Source organism: Pararhizobium sp. (genome assembly GCF_965279435.1).
GTDB lineage: Bacteria > Pseudomonadota > Alphaproteobacteria > Rhizobiales > Rhizobiaceae > Pararhizobium.
Genome location: NZ_CBDIHY010000003.1, coordinates 782,078 through 804,906 on the forward strand (window position 1 = coordinate 782,078; position 22,829 = coordinate 804,906).

The window sequence follows — 22,829 nt, forward strand, 5'->3', positions numbered from 1 at the left end:
GATTGTCTCGCCCCTGGTATCGCCACGGGGATCAGGGACGTCTATTATACGCGATATGAACGTTTCCGGCCGGCACTCGGCAGGAATTGACCACGGATGGACTGGCAGCTCCCGACCCGGCAGACGCTCCTTGAAAAAAGCGGATATGACCAAAACGGGGCCAGGCTCCGCTTTTTTCATTTCCTTTTTTGACGTCAAGGAGAACGGCCATGCCTACCAACTCCGCCCCGCCCAGAGGACAGCCCAAGTCCCGGCTTCACCGCTTTTCCATCGGACAAAAGGTCCGGATGAAAAGTACCGTCGGTTTGTCATTGCGCGACGAAACGATTTTTCGCATTCTCGCAACATTGCCCATCCGGGATGGTTCGCCGCAATATCGGATTCGCACCGAAGGCGAGACCTACGAACGGGTAACGACGGAAGACAATCTGGAAGACGCCAAAGGGTAGAGCCCCCGTGCTCACCCTCCATAGATCGAACGAGGAAGGACAGCACATGGCCAAGGGACAGGCAAAGAGCAACAAGGAAGTCAGGAAGCCGAAGAAGGACAAGGAAGCTGTCAAGACAGCGGCCCCTTTCGCCGCGACGACCCAGAAGGAAGTTCCAAAACTCTCCGGCGCAAAGCCGAAGAAGTAAGGACGAATGGAAGGGGCGGCGCCGGATAACCAGCACCGCCCCTTCCATTTCATCTATTTCGGCTGCGACGGCGTGAAGTTGGCGATCAAAGCATGCCGTTCGCCCGGATAGATAAGGCGGACATGGGTAACATAGGAACCGTTGCTCCATGTCCGCCGCTCGACCGTCAGACATGGCGTCCCGCTCGGAATTGCTAGAGCCGCCGCAATCGTCTCATCGGCAGCGATGGCCCTGATCGTGTGTTCGGCAGCACTCCAGGGCACCCGGTTCAGAAGCCATGGACCCGGCGCTTCGAGATCAAAGGCTTCCGCTACCGCATCCGGCACGGCCGTCAGATTGATCAGGCGCTGCTCGAAGCAAAACGGCCTCGCGCCCCCGAAATGCGTGCAGTTCACCTCCAGAATGGAGGCAGCCACGTTGAGACCGAGCCTGTGTTTGTCATCTGCCGTGCTGCGGCGGCGGGTTTTGCTGAGTAGCCGGTAGTCATAGGCAAGACCGAGCGACTGGACCTCCAGCTTGATGTCGCGAATTTCCAGCACGGCCGATTGCGCCCGTGGCTGCGTGACATAGCTGCCGGACTTGCGCCGCCGTTCGATCAACCCGGTCTTTGCCAGCTGTGTCAGCGCCTTGTTCACGGTCATCCGCGAACATTTGTATTGCTCTGCCAGATCGACTTCGAACGGAATGCGAAAACCAGGCTGCCATTCGCCAGACAGAATGCGGTCCTCGATATCGCCGAGGATACGCTGATGCAGCGACAGGTCGCCTGCACTTTCGGCAAGCGGCCCATCAACGGCCAGATCGATATCCTGCGATTTCACCACGCTCTCACCTTCAACACATCCTGTTCGGTCCTAGCAGAAACTGCCCGGCGCCGCTTGTCTGGAAAGACGTGGTAACGAACCGGAACCTTTAGGCCAACAGCTCACGCATCACGCTGCGGAATTTGGCCGATATCTCGTCCCGCTTGTGATGGCGACCGCCTTCGACCTGCTTGCGGCCCGCCACCCAGACATTGTCCGGCTTCGTGCCGTTGGCAAACAGCCAGGAATCCAGAACTGCGTCATCGATGAGATCGCCATCAGGCACCTTCAGGCTAACGAAATCGGCCGAATTGCCGGCGGCGATTCCAGTCTGCGAGGCCAGCGCAATTCCGCCACCGTCGATAGCACCATCAAACAGTGCACGGCCGGTTGACTGGCCGGGGGCTGCCAGAACATTGCGGGAGCGATGGGCGAGGCGCTGCGAATATTCCAGCTGGCGCAATTCGTCCGCCAGACCGATCAGGACGTTGGAGTCCGATCCGATGCCGAACTTGCCGCCCGCTTCGCCGAAGACGACCGCATTGAACGTACCATCTCCAAGATTGGCTTCGGTGATCGGGCAAAGGCCGGCAACCGTCTTGCTCTTGGCCATCCGACGGGTCTCGTCGTCAGTCATGTGGGTTGCATGGATAAGGCACCAGCGGCCATCGAGCCCGGCATTATCGAGCAGCCATTCGACCGGCCGCGCACCGGACCAGGCGATACTGTCCTCCACTTCCTTGACCTGTTCTGCCACATGAATATGGATCGGCCCGTCCTTCGCCATCGCAACGACGGCAGCCAACTCGTCCGGCGTCACCGCCCGCAGGCTGTGTGGCGCAACGCCAACGCGGCCTTCCGGTAAATCCTTCACTGCCGAACGGCAGCCATCGAGCAACCGCTCAAAGCTCTCGATCGTGTTGATGAACCGGCGCTGCCCTTCATTGGGTGCCGCCCCACCAAAGGTCGAATGCGCATAAAAGACTGGAAGCAGCGTCAGGCCGATCCCCGTCTGTAAAGCGGCTGAGGCGATCCGCTGTGCCATTTCGGAAATATCGGCGTAAGCGCGGCCATCGATATCATGGTGCAAATAGTGGAACTCCCCGACGCGCGAAAAGCCTGCCTCCAGCATTTCCATATAGAGCTGGCTGGCAACGGCTTCGGCATGATCCGGGGTCATCGTCAGGGCAAAACGATACATCACGTTGCGCCAGCTCCAGAAGCTGTCGGCGCCGGGACCGCGCACTTCGGCAAGGCCCGCCATGCCGCGCTGGAACGCATGGCTGTGCAGGTTCGGCATGCCGGGGACCAGGATATCGTGGCGCTCGTCGCCTGCCTGCGCCTCCGCTCCCGCCTCGACGATGGCGAGCCGGCCGCTCTTGATCGTCAGCCGCACATCCTTCTGCCATCCCGCCGGCGTCAGAGCCGATTTCACATGAATGCTGGTCAAGGCCTCATCCCTTCCTGACTGCTTCGGTCAAAAAAACCACTTGCGCTCATTTTCTTTATGTCTATACATAATAGCACGAAAAGGAAAGGCTAGAAAACGATGTCTTCCATAAAATCGGCACCAGACAGCTCCCGGCCAACCGCTTGCGACCGCCTCTGGTGCAACGCCCGGCTGGCGACCCTGAACCCCGCCTTGCCGGGTCTCGGCCTCGTTGAAAACGGCGTCATTGCCGTTCAGGACGGCCGCATCCTTTACGCCGGCGACGAAGCCAGCCTGCCCTTCCCCATCGAGAATGCCACCGAGATCATCGATTGCGGCGGCCGCTGGATTACCCCCGGCCTGATCGACTGCCACACGCATCTCGTCCATGCTGGCGACCGAGCCAACGAATTCGAAATGCGGCTTGCCGGTGCCACCTATGAAGAGGTCGCCCGCGCCGGCGGCGGTATCGTTTCGTCTGTCCGCTCGCTACGCGAAGCCAGCGAAGACGAGCTTGTCGCCCAGTCCCTCCCCCGTCTGGACGCGCTGATGGCCGAAGGCGTCACCACCGTCGAAATCAAGTCCGGCTATGGCCTCGACCTCGAAAACGAAGCCAAGGCGCTGCGCGCCGCCCGCCGTCTGGGCGACGAACGTGACGTCGCCATCCGCACCACCTTCCTCGGCGCCCATGCACTGCCACCGGAATTCAAGGGTGACAAAGCCGGCTATATCGCCAAGGTCGTCAATGAGATGTTGCCCGCCATCACTGCCGAAGGCCTGGCCGATGGGGTCGACGGTTTCTGCGAAGGCATCGCCTTTTCGACCGACGAAATGCGGCTGGTGTTCGATGCGGCGAAAGCCCACGGCCTACCGGTCAAGCTACATGCCGACCAACTTTCCAACCTGCATGGCGCAGCACTTGCCGCCGAATATGGCGCGCTCTCGGCCGATCATCTGGAATATACCGACGAAGCCGGCGCAGAGGCGATGGCAAAAAGCGGCACCGTTGCCGTCATCCTGCCCGGTGCCTTCTATTTCATCCGTGAAACCAGGAAGCCGCCGGTCGAGCTGTTCCGCAAGGCAGGCGTTGCGATGGCGATTGCCACCGACAACAATCCGGGCACTTCGCCACTGACCTCGCTGCTGTTGACCATGAACATGGCAGCCACCCTGTTCGGCATGACGGTGACCGAATGTATTGCCGGCGTGACGCGGGAGGCGGCACGCGCATTGGGTCTCGTCGATGAGGTGGGGACGCTGGAGCCTGGGAAATGGGCCGATTTCGCCATCTGGAACGTCGAGAGGCCGGCCGAACTCGTCTACCGCATGGGCTTCAACCCGCTGCATGCCCGCGTCCGCAACGGACATTGAATTTGGAGACGCGTGAGCCTGGCTCCGCGCATTGGTGAGGACTTCTTGATGACTCTTATTCTTCAACCGGGCTCCGTCCCGCTTTCGACGCTCGAAACCATCTATTGGACCGGCGAACCTGCCCGTCTTGATCCCTCGTTTGACAAGGGGATCGAGAAGGCCGCCGCCCGCATCGCCGAGATCGCCGCCGGCAACGCGCCGGTTTACGGCATCAACACCGGTTTCGGCAAACTGGCCAGCATCAAGATCGATGCCGCCGATGTCGCCACCCTGCAGCGCAACCTGATCCTGTCGCATTGCTGCGGCGTCGGCCAGCCACTGGCTGAAAACATCGTCCGCCTGATCATGGCGCTGAAACTCGTCTCGCTCGGCCGTGGCGCCTCCGGCACGCGGCTCGAACTCGTTCGCCTGATCGAGGGCATGCTCGACAAGGGCGTCATCCCGGTCATTCCGGAAAAAGGTTCCGTCGGCGCTTCCGGCGATCTGGCCCCGCTTGCCCATATGGCAGCGGTGATGATGGGCGAAGGTGAAGCCTTCTTCAACGGCGAGCAGCTTGACGGCCGCACGGCTCTGGAGCGCGCCGGCCTGACGCCGGTCGTGCTGGCCGCCAAGGAAGGCCTGGCGCTGATCAACGGCACGCAGGTTTCGACCGCATTGGCGCTTGCCGGCCTCTTCCGCGCCCACCGCGCCGCGCAGTCTGCCCTCATCACCGGTGCGCTCTCGACCGACGCCGCCATGGGTTCCTCGGCACCGTTCCATCCGGATATCCATACACTGCGCGGCCACAAGGGCCAGATCGACGCCGCCGCCGCCCTGCGCGGCCTGCTGAAGGGCTCGGTGATCCGCGAAAGCCATATCGAAGGCGACGAGCGGGTTCAGGACCCCTATTGCATCCGCTGCCAGCCGCAGGTCGATGGCGCCTGCCTCGATCTCTTGCGCTCGGTTGCCCGCACCCTGGAAATCGAAGCCAATGCCGTCACCGACAATCCGCTGGTTCTCTCGGACAATTCCGTCGTCTCCGGCGGGAATTTCCACGCTGAACCGGTCGCCTTCGCCGCCGACCAGATCGCGCTGGCTGTCTGCGAAATCGGCGCGATCTCGCAGCGCCGCATCGCGCTGCTGGTCGATCCGGCCCTCTCCTACGGCCTGCCGGCGTTTCTCGCCAAGAAGCCGGGCCTCAACTCCGGCCTGATGATCGCCGAAGTCACCTCGGCAGCGCTGATGTCGGAAAACAAGCAGATGTCGCATCCGGCCTCGGTCGATTCGACGCCAACCTCGGCCAACCAGGAAGACCATGTCTCGATGGCCTGCCACGGCGCCCGCCGCCTGTTGCAGATGACCGACAATCTCTTCGCCATCATCGGCATCGAGGCACTGACCGCCGCCCAGGGCATCGACTTCCGCGCACCGCTCGTCACCAGCCCGGAGCTGACAAACGCCATCGGCGCGATCCGCTCCGTCGTCGCGACGCTGGAAGTCGACCGCTACATGGCAACCGACCTCAAGGCAGCCAGCGACCTTGTTGCCACCGGTGCGCTGAACGCCGCGGTTTCAAGCGGCATTCTGCCGGTTCTGGAGGCTTGATATGAGCGTCTTCGAAGTCAAACAGGGCACATCACCGATCATCCTCGGTTTCCCGCACACCGGCACCGATGTGCCGCCAGCCATCTGGGAGCGGCTGAACGACACCGGCCGGCTGCTAACCGATACCGACTGGCACATCCATCACCTCTACGATGGCCTGCTGCCGGAGGTGACGACCGTGCGCGCCACTTTCCATCGCTATGTCCTGGATGCCAATCGCGATCCGGAAGGCGTCAGCCTTTATCCCGGCCAGAACACCACTGGGCTCATTCCGGAAACGGATTTCGACGGCGTCCCAATCTGGAAGGATGGCGAGGAGCCGACCGAAGCCGACATCGCCGCCCGGCTTGCCGATTTCCATGCGCCCTATCACGCAGCACTATCGGCCGAAATCGAGCGGGTGAAGGCCATCCACGGCATCGCAGTGCTCTATGATTGCCATTCGATCCGATCGGACATTCCCTTCCTGTTCGAAGGCACATTGCCCGACTTCAACATCGGCACCGATATGGGCAAGACCTGCGATCCGGCCATTCAGGACGCAACGGTCGATGTCGTTTTGAACGCAGAGGGCTATACCAGCATCCTCAACGGCCGCTTCAAGGGCGGATGGACGACACGCCATTACAGCGATCAGGAAAACGGCGTTCAAACGATTCAGATGGAGCTGGCACAGTCCACGCATCTGAGCACCGAAACCCCACCCTTCGCCTATGACGAGGCCAAGGCGGCCAAACTTCGCATTCACCTCAAAGAGATTCTCACGCGCATCGAAACAACGGCGCTGACACTGGCACACACCAAAAGGGGAACCAAATGACCAATCCTCGTCACAATATCCGCGACGTCCGCGCCGCCCGTGGTACCGAGCTGACGGCAAAGTCCTGGATGACCGAAGCACCGCTTCGCATGCTGATGAACAATCTCGACCCGGAAGTGGCCGAGAACCCGCATGAACTGGTGGTCTATGGCGGCATCGGCCGCGCCGCCCGCACCTGGGCCGATTTCGACAAGATCGTCGAAACACTGCGCGACCTCAACGAAGACGAAACCTTGATGGTGCAGTCGGGCAAGCCGGTCGGCGTGTTTCGTACCCACAAGGATGCGCCGCGCGTGCTGATCGCCAACTCCAACCTCGTGCCGCATTGGGCGACCTGGGATCATTTTAACGAGCTGGATAAGAAGGGTTTAGCCATGTATGGCCAGATGACGGCCGGCTCGTGGATCTATATTGGCACGCAGGGCATCGTCCAGGGCACCTACGAGACCTTTGTCGAGGCTGGACGCCAGCATTATGACGACAATCTCAAGGGAAAATGGGTATTGACCGGCGGTCTCGGCGGCATGGGCGGTGCCCAGCCGCTGGCCGCCGTCATGGCCGGCGCCTGCTGCCTTGCGATCGAATGCAACCCGGATTCGATCGATTTCCGCCTGCGCACCCGCTATGTCGACGAAAAGGCCGAAACGCTGGACGAGGCGATGGAGATGATCGCGCGCTGGACCGCTGCCGGCGAAGCCAAGTCAGTCGGCCTGCTCGGCAACTGCGCGGAAATCCTGCCGGAAATGGTCCGCCGCGGCATCCGCCCAGACATGGTCACCGACCAGACCTCGGCCCACGACCCGATCAACGGCTATCTGCCGAAGGGCTGGACGATGGGAGAATGGAAGGAAAAGCGCGAGAGCGATCCGAAGGCCGTCGAAAAGGCCGCCCGCGCCTCGATGCGCAAACATGTCGAGGCGATGATCGCCTTCCAGGACATGGGCGTCCCGACCTTCGACTATGGCAACAACATCCGCCAGGTCGCCAAGGATGAGGGCCTCGAAAACGCCTTCGCCTTCCCGGGCTTCGTTCCGGCCTATATCCGCCCGCTGTTTTGCCGCGGCATCGGTCCGTTCCGCTGGGCAGCCCTGTCCGGCGATCCTGAAGATATCCGCAAGACCGACGCCAAGGTGAAGGAACTGACGCCCGGCAACAAGCACCTGCACAACTGGCTCGACATGGCTGCCGAGCGCATCGCCTTCCAGGGTCTACCAGCGCGCATTTGCTGGGTCGGCCTTGGCGATCGCCACCGCCTCGGCCTCGCCTTCAACGAGATGGTCAGAACCGGCGAACTCTCCGCCCCGGTCGTCATCGGTCGCGATCACCTTGACTCAGGCTCCGTCGCCTCGCCAAACCGCGAGACTGAAGCGATGAAGGACGGCTCCGACGCCGTTTCCGACTGGCCGCTCTTGAACGCGCTGCTCAACACCGCATCGGGTGCCACCTGGGTGTCGCTCCATCACGGCGGCGGCGTCGGCATGGGCTTCTCGCAGCATTCGGGCGTGGTCATTTGCGCCGATGGCACCGACGATGCGGCCCGCCGCCTGGAGCGCGTGCTCTGGAACGACCCCGCCACCGGCGTCATGCGCCATGCCGACGCGGGCTATGACATCGCCATCGACTGTGCCAAGGAAAAGGGCCTGCGGCTGCCGGGTATTCTCGGGAATTGAGGCTTTAGGTCAGCGGATATTTCGGAAGTCCGGGATAGCGCAGGACCATATCGTCAACCGTTATGAGAGGAACCCCTTCGATGATTGCCTGAGCAATCAGGATGCGATCGAAGGGGTCCTTGTGAAGCAGCGGCAACCCGGCAATCGCAATTGCATGTTCGCTGTTGATCGGCAGTTCGATATATCCGTTTTCGAGAAGGCGATAACGCAGGATGAAAGGATCGGTGCGAAAGTCGTCACGGCCCAGGCCGTGCTTGATCGCCGTTTCCCAGATGCTGGCAGGGCTGAACAGAAGCTCATTGCTCGTATCTTCGATGATGAGCCTGACGTCAGCTGGCAGCAGATCGATATCGCCCGCCGCCCAGATCAGGATATGTGTATCGAGCAGAAATCTCATCGATTTTTGAATTTGTCGGGATTGCCGTAAAACATCTCTTCGATCTCATCGGCCATCATCGTAGCGAAGTCATCCGGCACGACGATTTCGCCTTTCATGAAGCCAATCCGGCGCTTCTTTGGTACGTCAGTATCATCGAGGGGCACAAGCTTCCCGATCGGCTTTCCGGCTTTGGCAATGATGAAGGATTCGCCCTTCGACACTTTCTCCATCAGGCGCGACAGATGCGTCTTGGCTTCGTGAATATTGACCGTTTCCATCAACGTCCTCCTTCGGACTTAGTCCACTAAACTTAGTCCACTTTACTGAGGTTTACAATGCAAGACCCACAAGCGTCGCCTCACAGTCAGGTGAATGTACTGAGAGCCAGAGAGTACCGCCGCATGCCGTGGAAAAACGGCGGCGGTGAGACGGTCGAGATCGCAGTCTTTCCGCCGGAGGCCGATCTCTCAGCGTTCGGCTGGCGCGTCAGCATGGCAACAGTGGCAAGCGACGGGCCGTTTTCGGTGTTCGCTGGCATCGACCGGACCTTATCGATCCTTGAAGGCCAAGGCATGCAGCTGGATATCGCCGGACGGGAGCCTGTCGTGCTGACCAAGACGTCCGAACCACTAGCGTTTCCGGCCGATGTAGCGACCTCGGCACGGCTGGTATTTGGCACGATCGTCGATCTCAACGTGATGACCCGGCGGGGCCAATGGGCGCACCAGGTCGAACGGCGCGTGTTTGAAGGCGATCATCCTCTCGATGCCGAAGGTGGCGTGACGATGCTTCTGTCGCTTGGCAATCTGCGTATCGATAGAGGTGAGCACGCCGAGGAGCTGGCCAGGCTTGACTGCGCCATCATCGAAGGACCTTGCCGCATCAGTTCCGATATGCCGGTGGAGGCCTACCTGATCCGCATCAGCCCCGTTTAACGGCCATTCTTTCGAGCCAGATTGCCCAGCACGTGGCAGATCAACCGGCCAACGACCGTCGCGGTCATGCCGTTAACATCGGCCTGCGGCTGAAACTCGACAATCGAGAAGCCGGCAAGCTTACGCCCGGTCATTGCCGCGGCGATCAGATCTGTCACCTCCTCGAGCCACAGACCTCCGGGTGACATTGCATTGACGCCCGGACAGATCGACGGATCGAGCGCGTCGACATCGATATGGATCAACAGTGCACCATCACGCGGAATCGCATCAGCGATCTCGGCAGCACCGCTTGCCCGTACCTGGCGTACCGTCACCAGCCGCGAGCCCCAAGCCTTTGCCGTCTCAACCTCTTCGCGGCGCGCACTGCCCACGGCGCGGATACCGACTTGCGTCATGGAGCGTACAAACGGCAGTTCGGACGCGCGCCGCATCGTGCTGGAATAACCAAGCGTCTCGTCGCCGATCCAGTCGCGCCAGTCGATATGGGCGTCGATCTGCAGGATATGCAGGGTATCGACATCCGAGAGACCGCGCATGAAGGGAATGGCGGCGGAATCATCGCCACCGATCAGAACCGGAATGGCACCGGCTGCCCGGATGTACCGGGTTACCGCCTCGATCGCCGCGCGATTACCTGCATTATCATTGTGGCGCGTAACGACATCACCCAGGTCCACCACGTCCAGTGCGCCATCGTTCAACAGAGGTCCGTCGAAATCGAAATCCCAATGATCGACATGTACGGAAGCCTCGGTGATTGCCCGGCGGACGGCATCCGGTCCGGATATGCCGGACATATCGGGAATGCTGCCGGGATAGGCCGTTCCATACACCGCGCCGAAAATCGCGACCGATCCCGCACGGGCTTCACTCGCGGCTGGCAGGTCAAAGAACGTTTCTGGCACCGGCTGAAGTCTGTACGTCATATCATGCCGCCCACGCCGCCAGAAACCGGTCCATTACCGCAAACGAAAAGGCGCCAATCGGCAGCTCCGTACCGCCATCGAGTGCCAGATCGGCCAAAATTTCGCCGACGACGCTGGTGAACTTGAATCCGTGGCCAGAGCACGGCGATGCCACAACGATGCGCTTGTCGCCGGGCAACAGGTCGATCAGGAAATCCTCGCTTGGCAGCATCGTATAGCGGCAGGTGGTGGAGCGGACGCGAAGCCCGGCGGCGGCCGGTAGACGGCGGCGGATGAAGCTATCGAGCAGGTCGGTATCCTTGTCATTCACCGCCGGATTGGGCTGGTTCGGATCGATCGCCTCGCGGAAATGCGCATGACGGCCGACCTTGACGCCATCGACACCGATCGCCGGGAAACCGAAGAACGAACCGTTTTCACCCTCGTCGCGGATGAACACCGGCATGCGTTGCGGCATGGTCACAAAACCATCCGTCGGCTGATACCAGGAGACAACCTGCTTGATCGGCACCGCATGATCGCGCAAAGCCGGCACCAGCTCGCCGATCCACGAGCCGGTCGAAACGATGACCTTGCTGGCCGTGTAACGTCCGGTATCGGAAACGATCGTGACGCCGTGGTCACCCGGCTCTATCGCCGTCACCTTCTCACCGAAATGCAAGGCGGCACCATCGGCGGCGGCAAGTTTCAGATGCCCCATGACGGCCGCTTCCGGCCGGAGGTAACCGCCCTGCGGATCGAGCAATGCGATCTCGTCGCTCTCCAGCGAAAACACCGGGAAGCGACGGCGCATCTCTTCGGGATCAAGCGTGTCCAGCGGCAGATTGTGCAGGGCGCAGCTCTTCTTCGTGCCACTGACGATCTTGCTATCGGGTTTGCCGATCTGCAGCACACCGGTGATCGTCAGGATATCTTCGCGCAGCCGCGCTTCCAGCGCCCGCCAGTTGGCATAGGCGCGCTGCAGCAGCGGCACGTAGGACGGGTCTTCGAAATAACCGAGCCGGATCAGGCGGCTGTCGCCATGCGACGAACTGAGCGCATGCGCCGGATACCAGGCGTCGATGCCGATCACTTTTACGCCACGAGCGGCCAGATGCGCGATGGCAGCACTGCCCATGGCGCCAAGGCCGACAACGGCAACGTCGAAATGGGCGGTCATGGCAATATCCTTTCAGGAAATTTAGATTTATGGAGGCGGCGATGCACGCAGGAGGTCGCGGGCCTTCTCCAGATCCCAGCCGAGCGGCCGGTCGTCGGCATAGGTTGGCACATCGGCACGGATATGACGATAGAGCAGATCAGTCCCCTTGGCCCGAGGCGCGACACTGGCCTTGAAATCCTGCGCCTGTGCAGCTGCGGCAAATTCGATACCGAAGATCTGCTCAGCATTGTCGATCACCGCCAGCAGCTTGTTGGCCGCTGCCGTCGGATGCCCGAGGAAATCCTCCTGCAGGGCCGACGTAATACCGCCATCAAGGCTTGCCGGAGCGCCGAGACGGCGGTTTTCCGCAGCAAGGGCCGCCGCCGTATATTGGGCGATCATGAAGCCTGACCCGGCACCGGGGTTGACGGCCAGAAAGGCCGGAAGGCCGCTGACCAGCGGATTGACGAGGCGATCGATGCGGCGCTCGCTCATCATCGATATCTGGGCAATCGCGATGGCGAGACTATCCAGCGCCTGTCCAAGCGCCGGCGCCACGGCATGGGCTTCGGAGGAGACTACCGGCGCTTCCGGCGTACCGGAGACGGCCGGATTGTCGGTCACCGAAGCCAATTCCTGATTGACGACCGTGCTTGCAAAATCGAACACATCCCATCCAGCCCCATGCGCATGCGGGACCGAACGCAGACTTAATGCATCCTGCGTCCGCGCCCCCTTCGCCGCTTCGATCAGACCGCTGCCAGCGAGACGCGCGCGCAGGGTCTTGCCGACCTTCTCGATCCCCTTCGATTTGCGAAGGGCGAGCACATCAGCATCGAAGGCAGTCATCTGGCAGCCGAGTGCCTCGATCGTCAGCGACGCGATGGCATCGGCCCAATCCAGCAGCCGTTCGGCCCGTGCCAAAGCCACGGCCCCGATCCCCGTCGAGCAGGCCGTCCCGTTGACGAGGCTCAAGCCTTCCTTCGCCTGCAGAACCAGCGGCGCGACGCCAAGCGTCTTCAGAGCCTCCGCGCCGGTCACGGGCTTGCCCTTCAGCCGAGCCTTGCCCTCGCCGATCAGCACCAGCGCGATATGGGCATTGTGGCTGAGATAGCCGGCCGAGCCCTTGAATGGCACCTCGGGAATGCAATCTTCGCGTAGAAAGGTCTGCAACAGGTCCACGATTGCCGGGCGCACGCCGGAATGGCCGTGGGAAAAATTGGCGATCTGGGCGGCAATGATGGCGCGAACCTCGCGCGCCTCCAGCAACGGACCAACACCGCAGGCATGGCTCAAAATGATATTGCGCGACAAACGGCTCTGCGAGGGGCGATCGACGACCGTATCGGCCAGCGCGCCGACGCCCGTGTTGACCCCATAGGCCCGCACGCCGCTTTCGACGATCGCCGATACGATCCGGCTCGCCGTCTCCACCCGCTGCCTGGCAGCGTCAGAGAGAGAAAGCGTTGCCCCATCGGCAACCGCCGCCACGGCGCGCCAGTCGAGCGCCGTCTCAAGCACGATGTCCTGCACGATCAGCCTCCGAAATTACCGATGAACTGGCGGAAACTTGGAGAGCCGCCCGAACCGAACAGTTCTTCCGGCGCGCCGTCGCTGTCGATCTCGCCTGATTTCATGAAGATCACCCGGTTGGAGACGTTACGGGCAAAGCTCATTTCGTGGGTGACGACCAGCATGGTCATGCCCTCTTCGGCCAGCGAACGCATGACACGCAGCACTTCGCCGACAAGTTCGGGATCGAGCGCCGAGGTCGGCTCATCGAACAACATCACCTTTGGCCGCATCGCCAGCGAGCGGGCGATCGCCGCACGCTGCTGCTGGCCGCCGGAGAGATGCGCCGGATAGGCATGACGCTTTTCGGCGATCCCGACCTTTTCCAGCAGTGCCTCAGCTTCGGCGATACATTCGGCGCGCGGGCGCTTCAGCACATGCACCGGCCCCTCGATGACGTTTTCGAGGATCGTCATATGGGACCAGAGATTGAACGACTGGAACACCATTCCGAGTTCGGAGCGGATCCGGTCCACCTGCTTGCGGTTGGCCGGTACGTTCTTGCCGCCGCGCTGCTGCATCTGGATCAGCTCGCCATCGACGGAAATCTCGCCGTGATCGGCAATTTCGAGAAGGTTGATACAGCGCAGGAAGGTCGACTTGCCGGAGCCGCTGGCGCCGAGAAGCGAGATGACGTCACCGTCGCGGGCCTCGAGTGAGATGCCGCGCAGCACTTCATGTGTGCCAAAACTCTTGCGGATGTTGCGGACGGAAAGCCGGGTTGTACCTGCCATGGTCGTTCCAGTCTGGTTGAGGGTCGCGGCGTTCATCGTTGCGGAACCGGGAAAAGCGGTGCTGCGCGGCGATGGGGGGTCAGCTTGTATTCAAGCAGTGCCATCGCCTGTAGAATGATAAAATTCAGAAGCAGGTAGATGATAGCAGCACACAGAAAGACTTCCATCGTACGATAGGTCTGGGCGATCAGCCGTTGTGCGACGCCGGTCACTTCCCAGACGGTCACAAGGCTGGCGAGCGCCGTCGATTTCACCATCATCACCACCTCGGTGGAATAGGCTGGAAGCGCGTGACGAAAGGCGACCGGTGCGAGGATGCGGCGCGTCAGAAGAAACCCGGACATGCCGATGGACCGTGCCGCCTCGATCTCCTTGGCCGGAATGGCCCGAAGGCCAAAGCGGAAGATTTCAGCGGAATAACCGGCCGTGCAGAGCGCCAGCGACAGAACGGCACAGACGAACGGCTCGCGCAAAGCCGGCCAAAGGAAACTGTAACGAATAAAACCGAACTGGCCGAGACCGTAGAAGATCAGGAACATTTGGATCAGCAGCGGCGAGCCGCGAAAGATGAAAATGTAGCCCTTGGCAAAATTGCGGGCGGCGGCATTACCGCTGACGCGCATCCAGACGATCAGAAGCGCCAGTATGCCGCCGAAGAAGACGGAAAGGGAAAACAGCGCCAGCGTCATCGGCAGAGCGGCCAGCAGCGTTTTCATGGTCTCGAACATGAAGGCGATGTCCATCGCGCGTCTCCTTGATCAGGCCTGGCCGAGACTGGTCGGCATGCTGCGATTGGCGCGCTTTTCAGCACTGTTGAAAATTCGGTCGGAGAAGCTGGTCATGATCAGATAGAGGCAGCCGCCGACAATAAAGAACAGGAAGTGCTGGCGGGTGGAGCCGGCCGCGACCTGGCTGGTGCGCATCAGGTCGGCAAGCCCCGTCACCGAAACCAGTGCCGAATCCTTGAGGCTGAGCTGCCAGACATTGCCGATCCCCGGAATGGCAAAGCGAAACACCTGCGGCCCGATGATGCGGCGGAAACGCAAGCCGCGGTTCATGCCGATCGCCTGCGCTGCTTCCAGTTCCCCCTTGGGAATGGCCAGGTAAGCGCCGCGAAACACCTCGGCCTGATAGGCGCCGGAGATGATGCCGACAGCAAGCGCGCCGGCTGCAAAGGATGGAAGGCCGAGAAAGCCCTCATAACCCATCGCCGTGCCGATGGCAGTGACGGCGCTCGAGCCGCCGAAATAGACGAGATAGATGATCAACAGCTCGGGAACACCACGAAACACGGTGGTGTAGATACCGCCAATCGTTCGCATGATCCGGCTGCCCGAGAGCTTCGCCCAGGCAACGAGCGTACCCAGGATAGCGCCGATCAATAGGGCCACGGCGGTGACGCAGAGCGTCATCAGGGCTGCCACAAGCAGCAGCCCGCCCCAGCCGGTGGGGCCAAATCCGATCATTTGAAGTAAAGCCATGCCGCAGGCGTCCCGTTGTTCCCGGCAAGGCCGGATTCCCGATCGTCAAGTGGATATGGAAGGCCGCGCTTCTTCAGAGGGCGGCCTGCCGCAACAAGTGTGCCCGCCACAGGCAAAACAGCAAGCGGCGGGCAAACTTGGGATCAGGGGGTAACGTCGGTCTTGAACCACTTCATCGACAGGGTCTTGATCGTGCCGTCGGCAAGGGCTGCCTCGATCGCCTTGTTGAACATGTCGCGCAGGTCGGTATCGGCCTGACGGATGCCAAGGCCTTCGCCGCTGCCGAAGATCGTGCCGCCGATTTCCGGACCGGTGAAGCCGAGCGTGCCGTTGGATTTTTCAAAGGCGGAGATCAGGTAGACGGCATCATCGAAAACAAGATCGATACGGCCGCTTTCAAGATCGAGGTCGCGCTCGGCGCCGGTCTTGTATTCGCGAACGGTGGCGATATCGCCGAAATTGTCATAGACGAACTTGGAATAGACGGTGGCTGCCTGGATGCCGATGGTCTTGCCGGCAAAGGCAGCCTTCATCGCTTCGACTTCCTTGACGCCGGTCGCGCCCGGATCGAGCTTGACGACCGTGCCGGTGCCGGCAGCATTTGCCAGCGGGCTATCCTTCAGCGTCGCGAAAGCGGCGTGCGTGTGGGCATAAGGGATAGTGAAATCGATGATCTTCTTGCGCTCTTCGGTGATCGACAGGGCATCCATGATCACATCGAACTTACCGGCGTTGAGCGCCGGGATCATGCCGTCCCAGTCGGAGGCAACCAGCGTGCACTCGACCTTCATATGGTCGCAGAGATACTTGGCCAGTTCCGGCTCGAAGCCGCCGAGCGTGCCGTCCGGATTGGTCAGGTTCCACGGCGCATAGGCGCCTTCAAGCGTAATGGTAACAGTCTTCCAGTCCTTGGCCTGAGCCATCGGAGCGGCAAGCGTGGCAAATGCGACGGCGCCAGCCATCAGAAATTTTGACAGGTTCATGTTCACGTTCCTCTGAGGTTTATCTTCAACAACGTCCACCGATCTGCGCCGGCTTTACAATAACCGATGGAGAACGAGACCCAGAAAATGCCTCTGAACATCCATGTTGTATATGGTACCATATGCTAATTTTTATGGTATGCAAGTAGGCGGCCGCATTTGAATGCAAAATTAATTCCGCCCAAGGAATGAGCAGATGAAACGAAGCAACGACCAGAACGCTCCGTTAAAATGGGATACCAGCGACAATGACGGCTCGCCGCTTTATGCCGGCGTCAAGCAGATGATCCTCGACCGCATCCAGAGCGGCGAATGGCCGCCAAAGCACAGGGTTCCATCCGAGAACGAACTGGTTGCGGAACTGGGCGTCAGCAAGATGACGGCCAACCGGGCCCTGAGGGAGCTGGCTAGCGAAGGCGAGCTCGTCCGCATTCAGGGCGTCGGCTCTTTCGTTGCCGAGCGCAAAGGCTATTCCGAGCTGTTCGAGGTGCGCAACATCGCCGATGAGATCGATGAGCGGGGCCATACGCATCAGGCGTCCGTCGTGGTTCTGGCGCAGGAAACCGCCGCACCGGACGTTGCCGATGCGCTGGGATTAGCGATTGGCGCACCGGTGTTTCATTCGCTGATCGTCCATAGTGAAAACGGTGTTCCCGTCCAGATTGAAGACCGCTTCGTCAACCCGGAAGCAGCACCAGGTTACCTGGAGCAGGACTTCACGGTGCAGACGCCGAATGCTTACTTGACAGCGGAAGCCCCTTTGAGCGGGTCCGAGCATATTGTCGAAGCCGCCATGCCGCAGCCATGGGAATGTAAGCTGCTGGTTATCCTTCGCACTGAGCCGTGCCTGCTCATTCGCCGCCGGACATGGTCGTCGAAACGCGCCGTGTCCTTTGCCCGGTTGGTCTACCCCGGCAACCGGTATCGGCTGGAGTCACGCAGCGGGAAGATGACGGACGAGTGAAGCGATCGCTAAAACACTAGCCATGTTGTATATGGAACTTGGATAACCGACTGATTCAGTTCTGCTCGACGGTTTCAGGCCAGAACTGCAGCGCCATATCGATGACGCGGTAGAGCGCCGGCCGGTCCGCACCGGACGCCGCCTGAATGGCGGTCCCTTGCGAGATCGTCATGATATAGCGGGCAAGATCGTAAGGCTCGTGCCCGGCCGGCAGGTCGCCCTCGCTCGCCGCACGCTCGAACCGCCTGCCCAGATCACGTTCGCCGCGCTGGCGGTTTTCAATCAGACATTTCTGGATTTCAGCGGCAGCCTCGCTACAGGCGAGTGCACCGTTGATCCCCAGACAACCACTCGGACCGGTTGCCGCAGTCTGGGAATCAGCAAAGCCTCTCAGGATCTTCCCGGCAACATCGCGTGCCTTCGGTTGCTTCAGAGCTTCATGAAAAAAGTTCATCTTGGTGCGCTCGTAGCGCTCCAGTGCCTTGAGGAACAGGCCTTCCTTATTGCCGAAGACGCCATAGAGGCTCGGTTTGGTAATGCCCATGCCTTCGGTCAGGTCAGTCAGAGACGTGCCTTCGTAGCCCTTTCGCCAGAACAGCTCCATCGCCGTTTCAAGGGCATCATCGACATCAAACTCTCTTGGCCGTCCCATGGGGTGGGGCCCTCCCGAATTTTTTTATACCGATCGGTATATAATTCGATTGACAGTGATCGGCTTCAGAACTTATTTCTATACCGAACGGTATTGAACGTCAATGCAACCCTCGCCCAAATCCTTCGCCTCCCACGTCGGACACAAGGCAGCCCACACCCGGGGCAGAAATTCAGGATAGCCGCCATGTCATTCGGAACTTTCAGAACCAAGCTTCTTACCACCGGCCTCGTGCTTGCCGTCGCGACCATTTCGCCGACGATCTATTTCGATCTGCTGGGCAGCCCGGCCGGTAGCGGCAATGCAGCCGACGCGTCGACCGCAGCACCTGCTGCCATCCCCGTTTCCGTTTCCGTGGTTGAAGCCAAGTCGGTGACCCAGTGGAGCGAATTCTCCGGCCGCCTCGAAGCGGTCGATCATGTCGAGCTGCGCTCGCGCGTTCAGGGTGCCATCCAGTCGGTGCATTTCCAGGAAGGCGCGATCGTTAAAAAGGGCGACCTGCTGGTCACCATCGATCCCGCCCCCTATCAGGCCGAGGTTGCCCGGGCGCAAGCCAGTGTTACCGCAGCCGAAGCACGAGCCTCACTGGCCCGCGTCGAGCTGAAGCGCGGCACGCAATTGCTGGCCTCCAATGCCGTATCGCAAAGCGAAGTCGATCAGCGCAGCAACGGCCTGGCAAGTGCAGATGCAGACCTTGGTGCAGCCCGCGCCGTGCTGCAGTCGGCAGCCCTCAATCTAGGCTACACCGAAATCCGCGCCCCGATCACCGGCCGTGTTGGCAAGATCGAGATCACCGCAGGCAACCTGATCGCTGCCGGCCCTTCGTCGCCGATCCTCACCCGTCTGGTATCCCTGAGCCCGATTTATGCGAGCTTCGAGGCCGACGAGCGGATCGTCTCCGGCATACTCGCCGAGCTCCCCGAAGGGGTCAACGCCCGCAACTTCATCGACCGCGTTCCGGTCCGCATGGACGTTGCCGGATCGTCCGACGTCAGCGGCAAGCTTCAGCTGGTTGACAACAGCGTTGATCCGCAGAGCGGCACGATCCGTGTCCGCGCCGTCTTCGACAATGCCAATGGCGCCTTGATGCCGGGTCAGTTCGCCCGTCTGAGCATGGGCCAGGCAAAGTCCGAAGACGCAGTGCTGATCAATGAACGCGCCATCGGCACCGACCAGAACAAGAAATACGTCATGGTCGTCAAGCCGGACAACACCACCGAGTACCGCGAAATCGCCGTCGGCATGAAGTCCGATGGTTTGCGGGTGGTCACGGCCGGTTTGAAAGCTGAGGAGCGCATCGTCGTTAACGGCCTGCAACGCATCCGCCCCGGCGCGCTCGTGGCACCAGAAATGGTGCCGATGAACCCAGCTGCAAATCCCGAGCAGCAAGCCTCGATAACCAACTAAGCCTTTCTCCGGCACTTCAGCACAAGGGCGGATCACGCCATGAATATCTCCAGGTTCTTTATCGATCGCCCGGTTTTCGCGGGCGTTCTGTCCTTCATCATCTTTCTGGGCGGCCTGATCGCCATGACGATCCTGCCGATCTCGGAATATCCTGATGTCGTGCCGCCACAGATCGTCGTTCGCGCCAATTACCCAGGCGCCAACCCGAAAGTCATTGCCGAAACCGTGGCGACGCCGCTGGAGGAATCCATCAATGGCGTCGAGGACATGCTCTATATGAGCAGTCAGGCAACCACTGACGGCCTGATGACCCTGACCGTCACCTTCAAACTCGGCACCGACCCCGATCAGGCCCAGCAGCTTGTCCAAAACCGTGTCGGCCAGGCCGAACCACGGCTGCCGGAAGAAGTGCGCCGCCTCGGCATCACCACCATCAAAAGCTCCCCGGACCTGATGATGGTCGTACATCTGACCTCACCCGAGGGCCGATACGACATGACCTATCTGCGCAACTATGCGCTGATCAACGTCAAGGACAGGCTTGCCCGCATCGACGGCGTCGGCCAGGTTCAGCTGTTCGGTTCCGGCGACTATTCGATGCGCATCTGGCTGGATCCGCAGAAGATGGCGCAGCTTGGCCTCTCCGCTTCCGATATCGTCAATGAAATCCGTGCCCAGAACGTCCAGGCCGCAGCGGGTGTCATCGGCTCATCACCAAATGCGCAAGGGGTCGATCTGCAGCTTTCCGTGAATGCACAGGGCCGCCTGCAGAGCGAGGAAGAGTTCGGCGAGATTATCATCAAGACGAGCCCGACCGGCGCAATCACCCGCCTGCGCGACGTCTCCCGCATCGAGCTCGGTTCTGCCGAGTACTCGCTGCGGTCGTTGCTCAACAACAAGCAGGCTGTTGCAATTCCCGTCTTCCAGGCACCCGGCTCGAACGCCATCGAGATCGCCGACCAGGTCCGCGCCACCATGGAAGAAATCAAGGCGTCGATGCCGCAGGATGTCAACTACGAGATCGTCTATGACACGACGCAGTTCGTCCGCGCCTCGATCGAGGCCGTTGTTGACACCCTGCTCGAAGCCATCGCGCTGGTCGTCATCGTCGTCATCATCTTCCTGCAGACATGGCGCGCATCGATCATTCCGCTGATCGCCGTACCCGTCTCCATCATCGGCACCTTCGCCGTCATGCAGATGCTCGGCTTCTCGATCAATGCGCTCAGTCTCTTTGGCCTGGTATTGGCCATCGGCATCGTCGTCGATGACGCGATCGTCGTCGTGGAAAACGTCGAGCGTAACATCGAGGATGGGCTTTCGCCGCGCGAAGCAACCTACAAGGCAATGACCGAAGTCTCCGGCCCGATCATCGCGATCGCGCTGGTTCTGGTCGCCGTCTTCGTGCCACTTGCCTTCATCTCCGGCCTCACCGGCCAGTTCTACAAGCAGTTCGCCCTGACGATTGCCATCTCGACCGTCATCTCGGCCTTCAACTCGCTCACCCTGTCCCCGGCCCTTGCAGCCCTGCTTCTGCGCAGCCACGATGCGCCGAAGGACCGGTTGACCCGGGTGATGGACTTCCTGTTTGGCTGGTTCTTCCGTGGCTTCAACGCTGTCTTCTCGCGCGGATCGCGGGCGTACAGCTCGGGCGTCAAGGGCGTGATCTCGCGCAAGACCCTGATGATGGGCGTCTATCTGCTGCTCGTCGGTGCCACCGTATTCTTCTTCAAGGCTGTACCGCCAGGTTTCGTACCGCCGCAGGACAAGCAATATCTGGTCGGCTTTACCCAATTGCCGGACGGTGCTTCGCTTGACCGCACGGAAGAAGTCATCCGCCGCATCAGCGACATCTCCTTGAAGGTTCCCGGCGTCGAAAGCGCCATCGCCTTCCCGGGCTTGTCGATCAACGGCTTTACCAACTCCTCCAATGCCGGCATCGTCTTCCTGTCGCTGAAGCCTTTCGAAGAACGCACCACCCCGGACCTTTCAGCCGGTGCGATCGCCGGACGGTTGAACCAGGAACTCAGCGTTATCAAGGAATCCTTCAGCGCCATCTTCCCGCCGCCGCCTGTCCAGGGTCTCGGTGCCATCGGCGGCTTCAAGTTGCAGCTGGAAGACAAGGCCGGGCTTGGTTACGAAGCGCTCGATGCAGCCGTGAAGGGTTTCATGGCAAAGGCCTATACGGCACCTGAACTGGTCGGCATGTTCTCCAGCTATCAGGTCAACGTTCCGCAACTCTATGCCGATGTCGACCGGGCAAAGGCCCGTCAGCTGAACGTTCCGCTGACGGAAATCTTCAACACGCTGCAGATCTATCTCGGCTCGGTCTATGTCAACGACTTCAACAAGTTCGGACGAACCTATTCCGTGCGTGTGCAGGCCGATGCCAACTACCGCGCTCAGGCGGAAGATATCGGCAAGCTCGAAGTCCGCTCCAGCTCAGGCGAAATGATCCCGCTGTCGGCGGTGCTCAATGTCACCTCGAGCGCCGGTCCGGAACGCGCCATGCGCTACAACGGCTTCCTCTCAGCCGATATCAACGGCAACACGGCACCCGGCTTTTCATCCGGCCAGGCCCGCGCTGCCGTTGAACGGATCGCCGCCGAAACGCTGCCCGCAGGCGTCACCTTCGAATGGACGGAGCTGACTTACCAGGAGATCATCGCCGGCAATACAGGCCTGCTGATCTTCCCGCTGTCGATCCTGCTGGTCTTTTTGGTGCTGGCAGCACAGTACGAAAGCCTGACACTGCCACTATCGATCATCATGATCATTCCGATGGCATTGTTAGCAGCGCTTGGCGGGGTCTGGCTGACCGGAGGCGACAACAACGTCTTCACGCAGATCGGTCTGATCGTGCTTGTCGGGTTGTCAGCCAAGAACGCTATCCTGATCGTCGAGTTTGCCCGTGAGCTCGAGTTCGAGGGAGCGACGCCGTTCGAAGCCGTCATCAAGGCCAGCCGTCTGCGGCTGCGCCCGATCCTGATGACCTCGATGGCGTTCATCATGGGTGTCGTACCACTCGTGATCTCGACCGGCGCCGGCGCTGAAATGCGCCATGCCATGGGCGTCGCGGTGTTCTCCGGCATGATCGGCGTGACGCTGTTCGGTCTGTTCCTGACCCCGGTCTTCTACACGCTGGTGCGGGCGATGACCGGCAACAAGCCGCTGAAGAAAAGCGGACATCATGCCGCCCCGCACGAAACGGCCTCGGTCACGCAACTGCACGCCCAGCCGCTCCTGCCCGGGCTTGAAGCCGCCGAATAGACGACCGACCGATGCAACGACAAACGGCGCCGCATTCCAGCGGCGCCGTTTTCATGTCAGCCGGAATAA

22 protein-coding genes are annotated in these 22,829 nt (G+C 60.8%); 10 read left to right on the top strand and 12 right to left on the bottom strand.

Going from position 1 to position 22,829, the window contains the following annotated elements; all coding sequences use genetic code 11:
- The first annotated feature begins 287 nt into the window (after positions 1 to 287).
- Positions 288 to 449 carry a hypothetical protein gene (locus ACQY8Q_RS09455; RefSeq protein ID WP_428426354.1) on the top strand — a complete coding sequence of 54 codons (162 nt, stop codon included), beginning with the start codon at positions 288 to 290 and terminating at the stop codon, positions 447 to 449.
- A 46-nt stretch (positions 450 to 495) separates the two neighbouring features.
- Positions 496 to 636: a hypothetical protein gene (locus tag ACQY8Q_RS09460; protein ID WP_428426355.1), complete on the top strand. Its 141-nt coding sequence runs from the start codon at positions 496 to 498 to the stop codon at positions 634 to 636.
- A 53-nt stretch (positions 637 to 689) separates the two neighbouring features.
- On the opposite strand, the gene hutC (ACQY8Q_RS09465) is transcribed toward ACQY8Q_RS09460, so the two are convergent.
- Both hutC (ACQY8Q_RS09465) and ACQY8Q_RS09470 read right to left on the bottom strand, forming a co-directional pair.
- On the bottom strand, positions 690 to 1,457 hold the full coding sequence (hutC, locus tag ACQY8Q_RS09465) for a histidine utilization repressor (protein ID WP_428429727.1): 768 nt from the start codon (positions 1,455 to 1,457) through the stop codon (positions 690 to 692).
- Positions 1,458 to 1,548: 91 nt separating this feature from the next.
- Entirely contained in the window at positions 1,549 to 2,889 is a 1,341-nt protein-coding gene (locus tag ACQY8Q_RS09470) for a formimidoylglutamate deiminase (protein ID WP_428426356.1), read from the bottom strand.
- Between the two features lie 99 nt (positions 2,890 to 2,988).
- Between ACQY8Q_RS09470 and hutI the strand changes: the two genes are divergently transcribed.
- Genes hutI through hutU form a run of 4 tightly spaced genes read left to right on the top strand, consistent with a single transcriptional unit; the run spans position 2,989 to position 8,313 of the window.
- Positions 2,989 to 4,239 carry an imidazolonepropionase gene (gene hutI, locus ACQY8Q_RS09475; RefSeq protein ID WP_428426357.1) on the top strand — a complete coding sequence of 417 codons (1,251 nt, stop codon included), beginning with the start codon at positions 2,989 to 2,991 and terminating at the stop codon, positions 4,237 to 4,239.
- 48 nt (positions 4,240 to 4,287) lie between these two features.
- Entirely contained in the window at positions 4,288 to 5,823 is a 1,536-nt protein-coding gene (gene hutH, locus ACQY8Q_RS09480; RefSeq protein ID WP_428426358.1) for a histidine ammonia-lyase, read from the top strand.
- A 1-nt stretch (position 5,824) separates the two neighbouring features.
- The gene (gene hutG / locus ACQY8Q_RS09485) at positions 5,825 to 6,643 is read left to right on the top strand and encodes an N-formylglutamate deformylase (protein ID WP_428426359.1); all 819 of its coding nucleotides are present in this window, start codon (positions 5,825 to 5,827) and stop codon (positions 6,641 to 6,643) included.
- Positions 6,640 to 8,313 carry a urocanate hydratase gene (gene hutU / locus ACQY8Q_RS09490; RefSeq protein ID WP_428426360.1) on the top strand — a complete coding sequence of 558 codons (1,674 nt, stop codon included), beginning with the start codon at positions 6,640 to 6,642 and terminating at the stop codon, positions 8,311 to 8,313. Before hutG ends, hutU begins: the two co-directional genes overlap by 4 nt.
- A gap of 4 nt (positions 8,314 to 8,317) precedes the next feature.
- On the opposite strand, the gene ACQY8Q_RS09495 is transcribed toward hutU, so the two are convergent.
- Positions 8,318 to 8,710, bottom strand: coding sequence for a type II toxin-antitoxin system VapC family toxin (locus ACQY8Q_RS09495; RefSeq protein WP_428426361.1), 393 nt, complete (start codon positions 8,708 to 8,710; stop codon positions 8,318 to 8,320).
- Complete coding sequence (locus tag ACQY8Q_RS09500; protein WP_428426362.1) at positions 8,707 to 8,970, bottom strand: type II toxin-antitoxin system Phd/YefM family antitoxin; 264 nt, start codon at positions 8,968 to 8,970, stop codon at positions 8,707 to 8,709. The genes ACQY8Q_RS09495 and ACQY8Q_RS09500 overlap by 4 nt, the downstream gene beginning before the upstream one ends.
- A gap of 123 nt (positions 8,971 to 9,093) precedes the next feature.
- Between ACQY8Q_RS09500 and ACQY8Q_RS09505 the strand changes: the two genes are divergently transcribed.
- The gene (locus tag ACQY8Q_RS09505; protein ID WP_428426363.1) at positions 9,094 to 9,627 is read left to right on the top strand and encodes a HutD/Ves family protein; all 534 of its coding nucleotides are present in this window, start codon (positions 9,094 to 9,096) and stop codon (positions 9,625 to 9,627) included.
- Here ACQY8Q_RS09505 and ACQY8Q_RS09510 read toward each other — a convergent pair.
- The 7 genes from ACQY8Q_RS09510 to ACQY8Q_RS09540 all read right to left on the bottom strand — a co-directional run bounded on the left by ACQY8Q_RS09510 (position 9,624) and on the right by ACQY8Q_RS09540 (position 16,467).
- Positions 9,624 to 10,556: an arginase family protein gene (locus ACQY8Q_RS09510; protein ID WP_428426364.1), complete on the bottom strand. Its 933-nt coding sequence runs from the start codon at positions 10,554 to 10,556 to the stop codon at positions 9,624 to 9,626. The genes ACQY8Q_RS09505 and ACQY8Q_RS09510 overlap by 4 nt on opposite strands.
- Before the next feature lies 1 nt (position 10,557).
- Positions 10,558 to 11,715 (bottom strand): N-methyl-L-tryptophan oxidase, encoded by a 1,158-nt coding sequence (gene solA, locus ACQY8Q_RS09515; protein WP_428426365.1) that lies wholly within the window; start codon positions 11,713 to 11,715, stop codon positions 10,558 to 10,560.
- A gap of 27 nt (positions 11,716 to 11,742) precedes the next feature.
- A complete protein-coding gene (locus ACQY8Q_RS09520) occupies positions 11,743 to 13,230 on the bottom strand; it encodes an HAL/PAL/TAL family ammonia-lyase (RefSeq protein ID WP_428426366.1) in 1,488 nt (495 codons plus the stop codon).
- A 2-nt stretch (positions 13,231 to 13,232) separates the two neighbouring features.
- On the bottom strand, positions 13,233 to 14,003 hold the full coding sequence (locus tag ACQY8Q_RS09525; RefSeq protein ID WP_113529112.1) for an ATP-binding cassette domain-containing protein: 771 nt from the start codon (positions 14,001 to 14,003) through the stop codon (positions 13,233 to 13,235).
- A gap of 32 nt (positions 14,004 to 14,035) precedes the next feature.
- Complete coding sequence (locus ACQY8Q_RS09530) at positions 14,036 to 14,746, bottom strand: ABC transporter permease (RefSeq protein ID WP_428426367.1); 711 nt, start codon at positions 14,744 to 14,746, stop codon at positions 14,036 to 14,038.
- Positions 14,747 to 14,761: 15 nt separating this feature from the next.
- Positions 14,762 to 15,484: an ABC transporter permease subunit gene (locus tag ACQY8Q_RS09535; RefSeq protein WP_113247241.1), complete on the bottom strand. Its 723-nt coding sequence runs from the start codon at positions 15,482 to 15,484 to the stop codon at positions 14,762 to 14,764.
- A 143-nt stretch (positions 15,485 to 15,627) separates the two neighbouring features.
- Positions 15,628 to 16,467, bottom strand: coding sequence for a transporter substrate-binding domain-containing protein (locus tag ACQY8Q_RS09540; protein ID WP_428426368.1), 840 nt, complete (start codon positions 16,465 to 16,467; stop codon positions 15,628 to 15,630).
- Between the two features lie 196 nt (positions 16,468 to 16,663).
- Here ACQY8Q_RS09540 and hutC (ACQY8Q_RS09545) point away from each other — a divergent pair, with 196 nt between their 5' ends.
- Positions 16,664 to 17,431: a histidine utilization repressor gene (gene hutC / locus ACQY8Q_RS09545; protein ID WP_428426369.1), complete on the top strand. Its 768-nt coding sequence runs from the start codon at positions 16,664 to 16,666 to the stop codon at positions 17,429 to 17,431.
- Positions 17,432 to 17,486: 55 nt separating this feature from the next.
- Here hutC (ACQY8Q_RS09545) and ACQY8Q_RS09550 read toward each other — a convergent pair whose 3' ends face one another.
- On the bottom strand, positions 17,487 to 18,083 hold the full coding sequence (locus ACQY8Q_RS09550) for a TetR/AcrR family transcriptional regulator (RefSeq protein ID WP_428426370.1): 597 nt from the start codon (positions 18,081 to 18,083) through the stop codon (positions 17,487 to 17,489).
- A 186-nt stretch (positions 18,084 to 18,269) separates the two neighbouring features.
- Between ACQY8Q_RS09550 and ACQY8Q_RS09555 the strand changes: the two genes are divergently transcribed.
- Together ACQY8Q_RS09555 and ACQY8Q_RS09560 are read left to right on the top strand one after the other, a co-directional pair.
- Positions 18,270 to 19,490 (top strand): efflux RND transporter periplasmic adaptor subunit, encoded by a 1,221-nt coding sequence (locus tag ACQY8Q_RS09555; RefSeq protein WP_428426371.1) that lies wholly within the window; start codon positions 18,270 to 18,272, stop codon positions 19,488 to 19,490.
- A 39-nt stretch (positions 19,491 to 19,529) separates the two neighbouring features.
- On the top strand, positions 19,530 to 22,760 hold the full coding sequence (locus ACQY8Q_RS09560) for an efflux RND transporter permease subunit (RefSeq protein WP_428426372.1): 3,231 nt from the start codon (positions 19,530 to 19,532) through the stop codon (positions 22,758 to 22,760).
- Positions 22,761 to 22,829 lie beyond the last annotated feature (69 nt).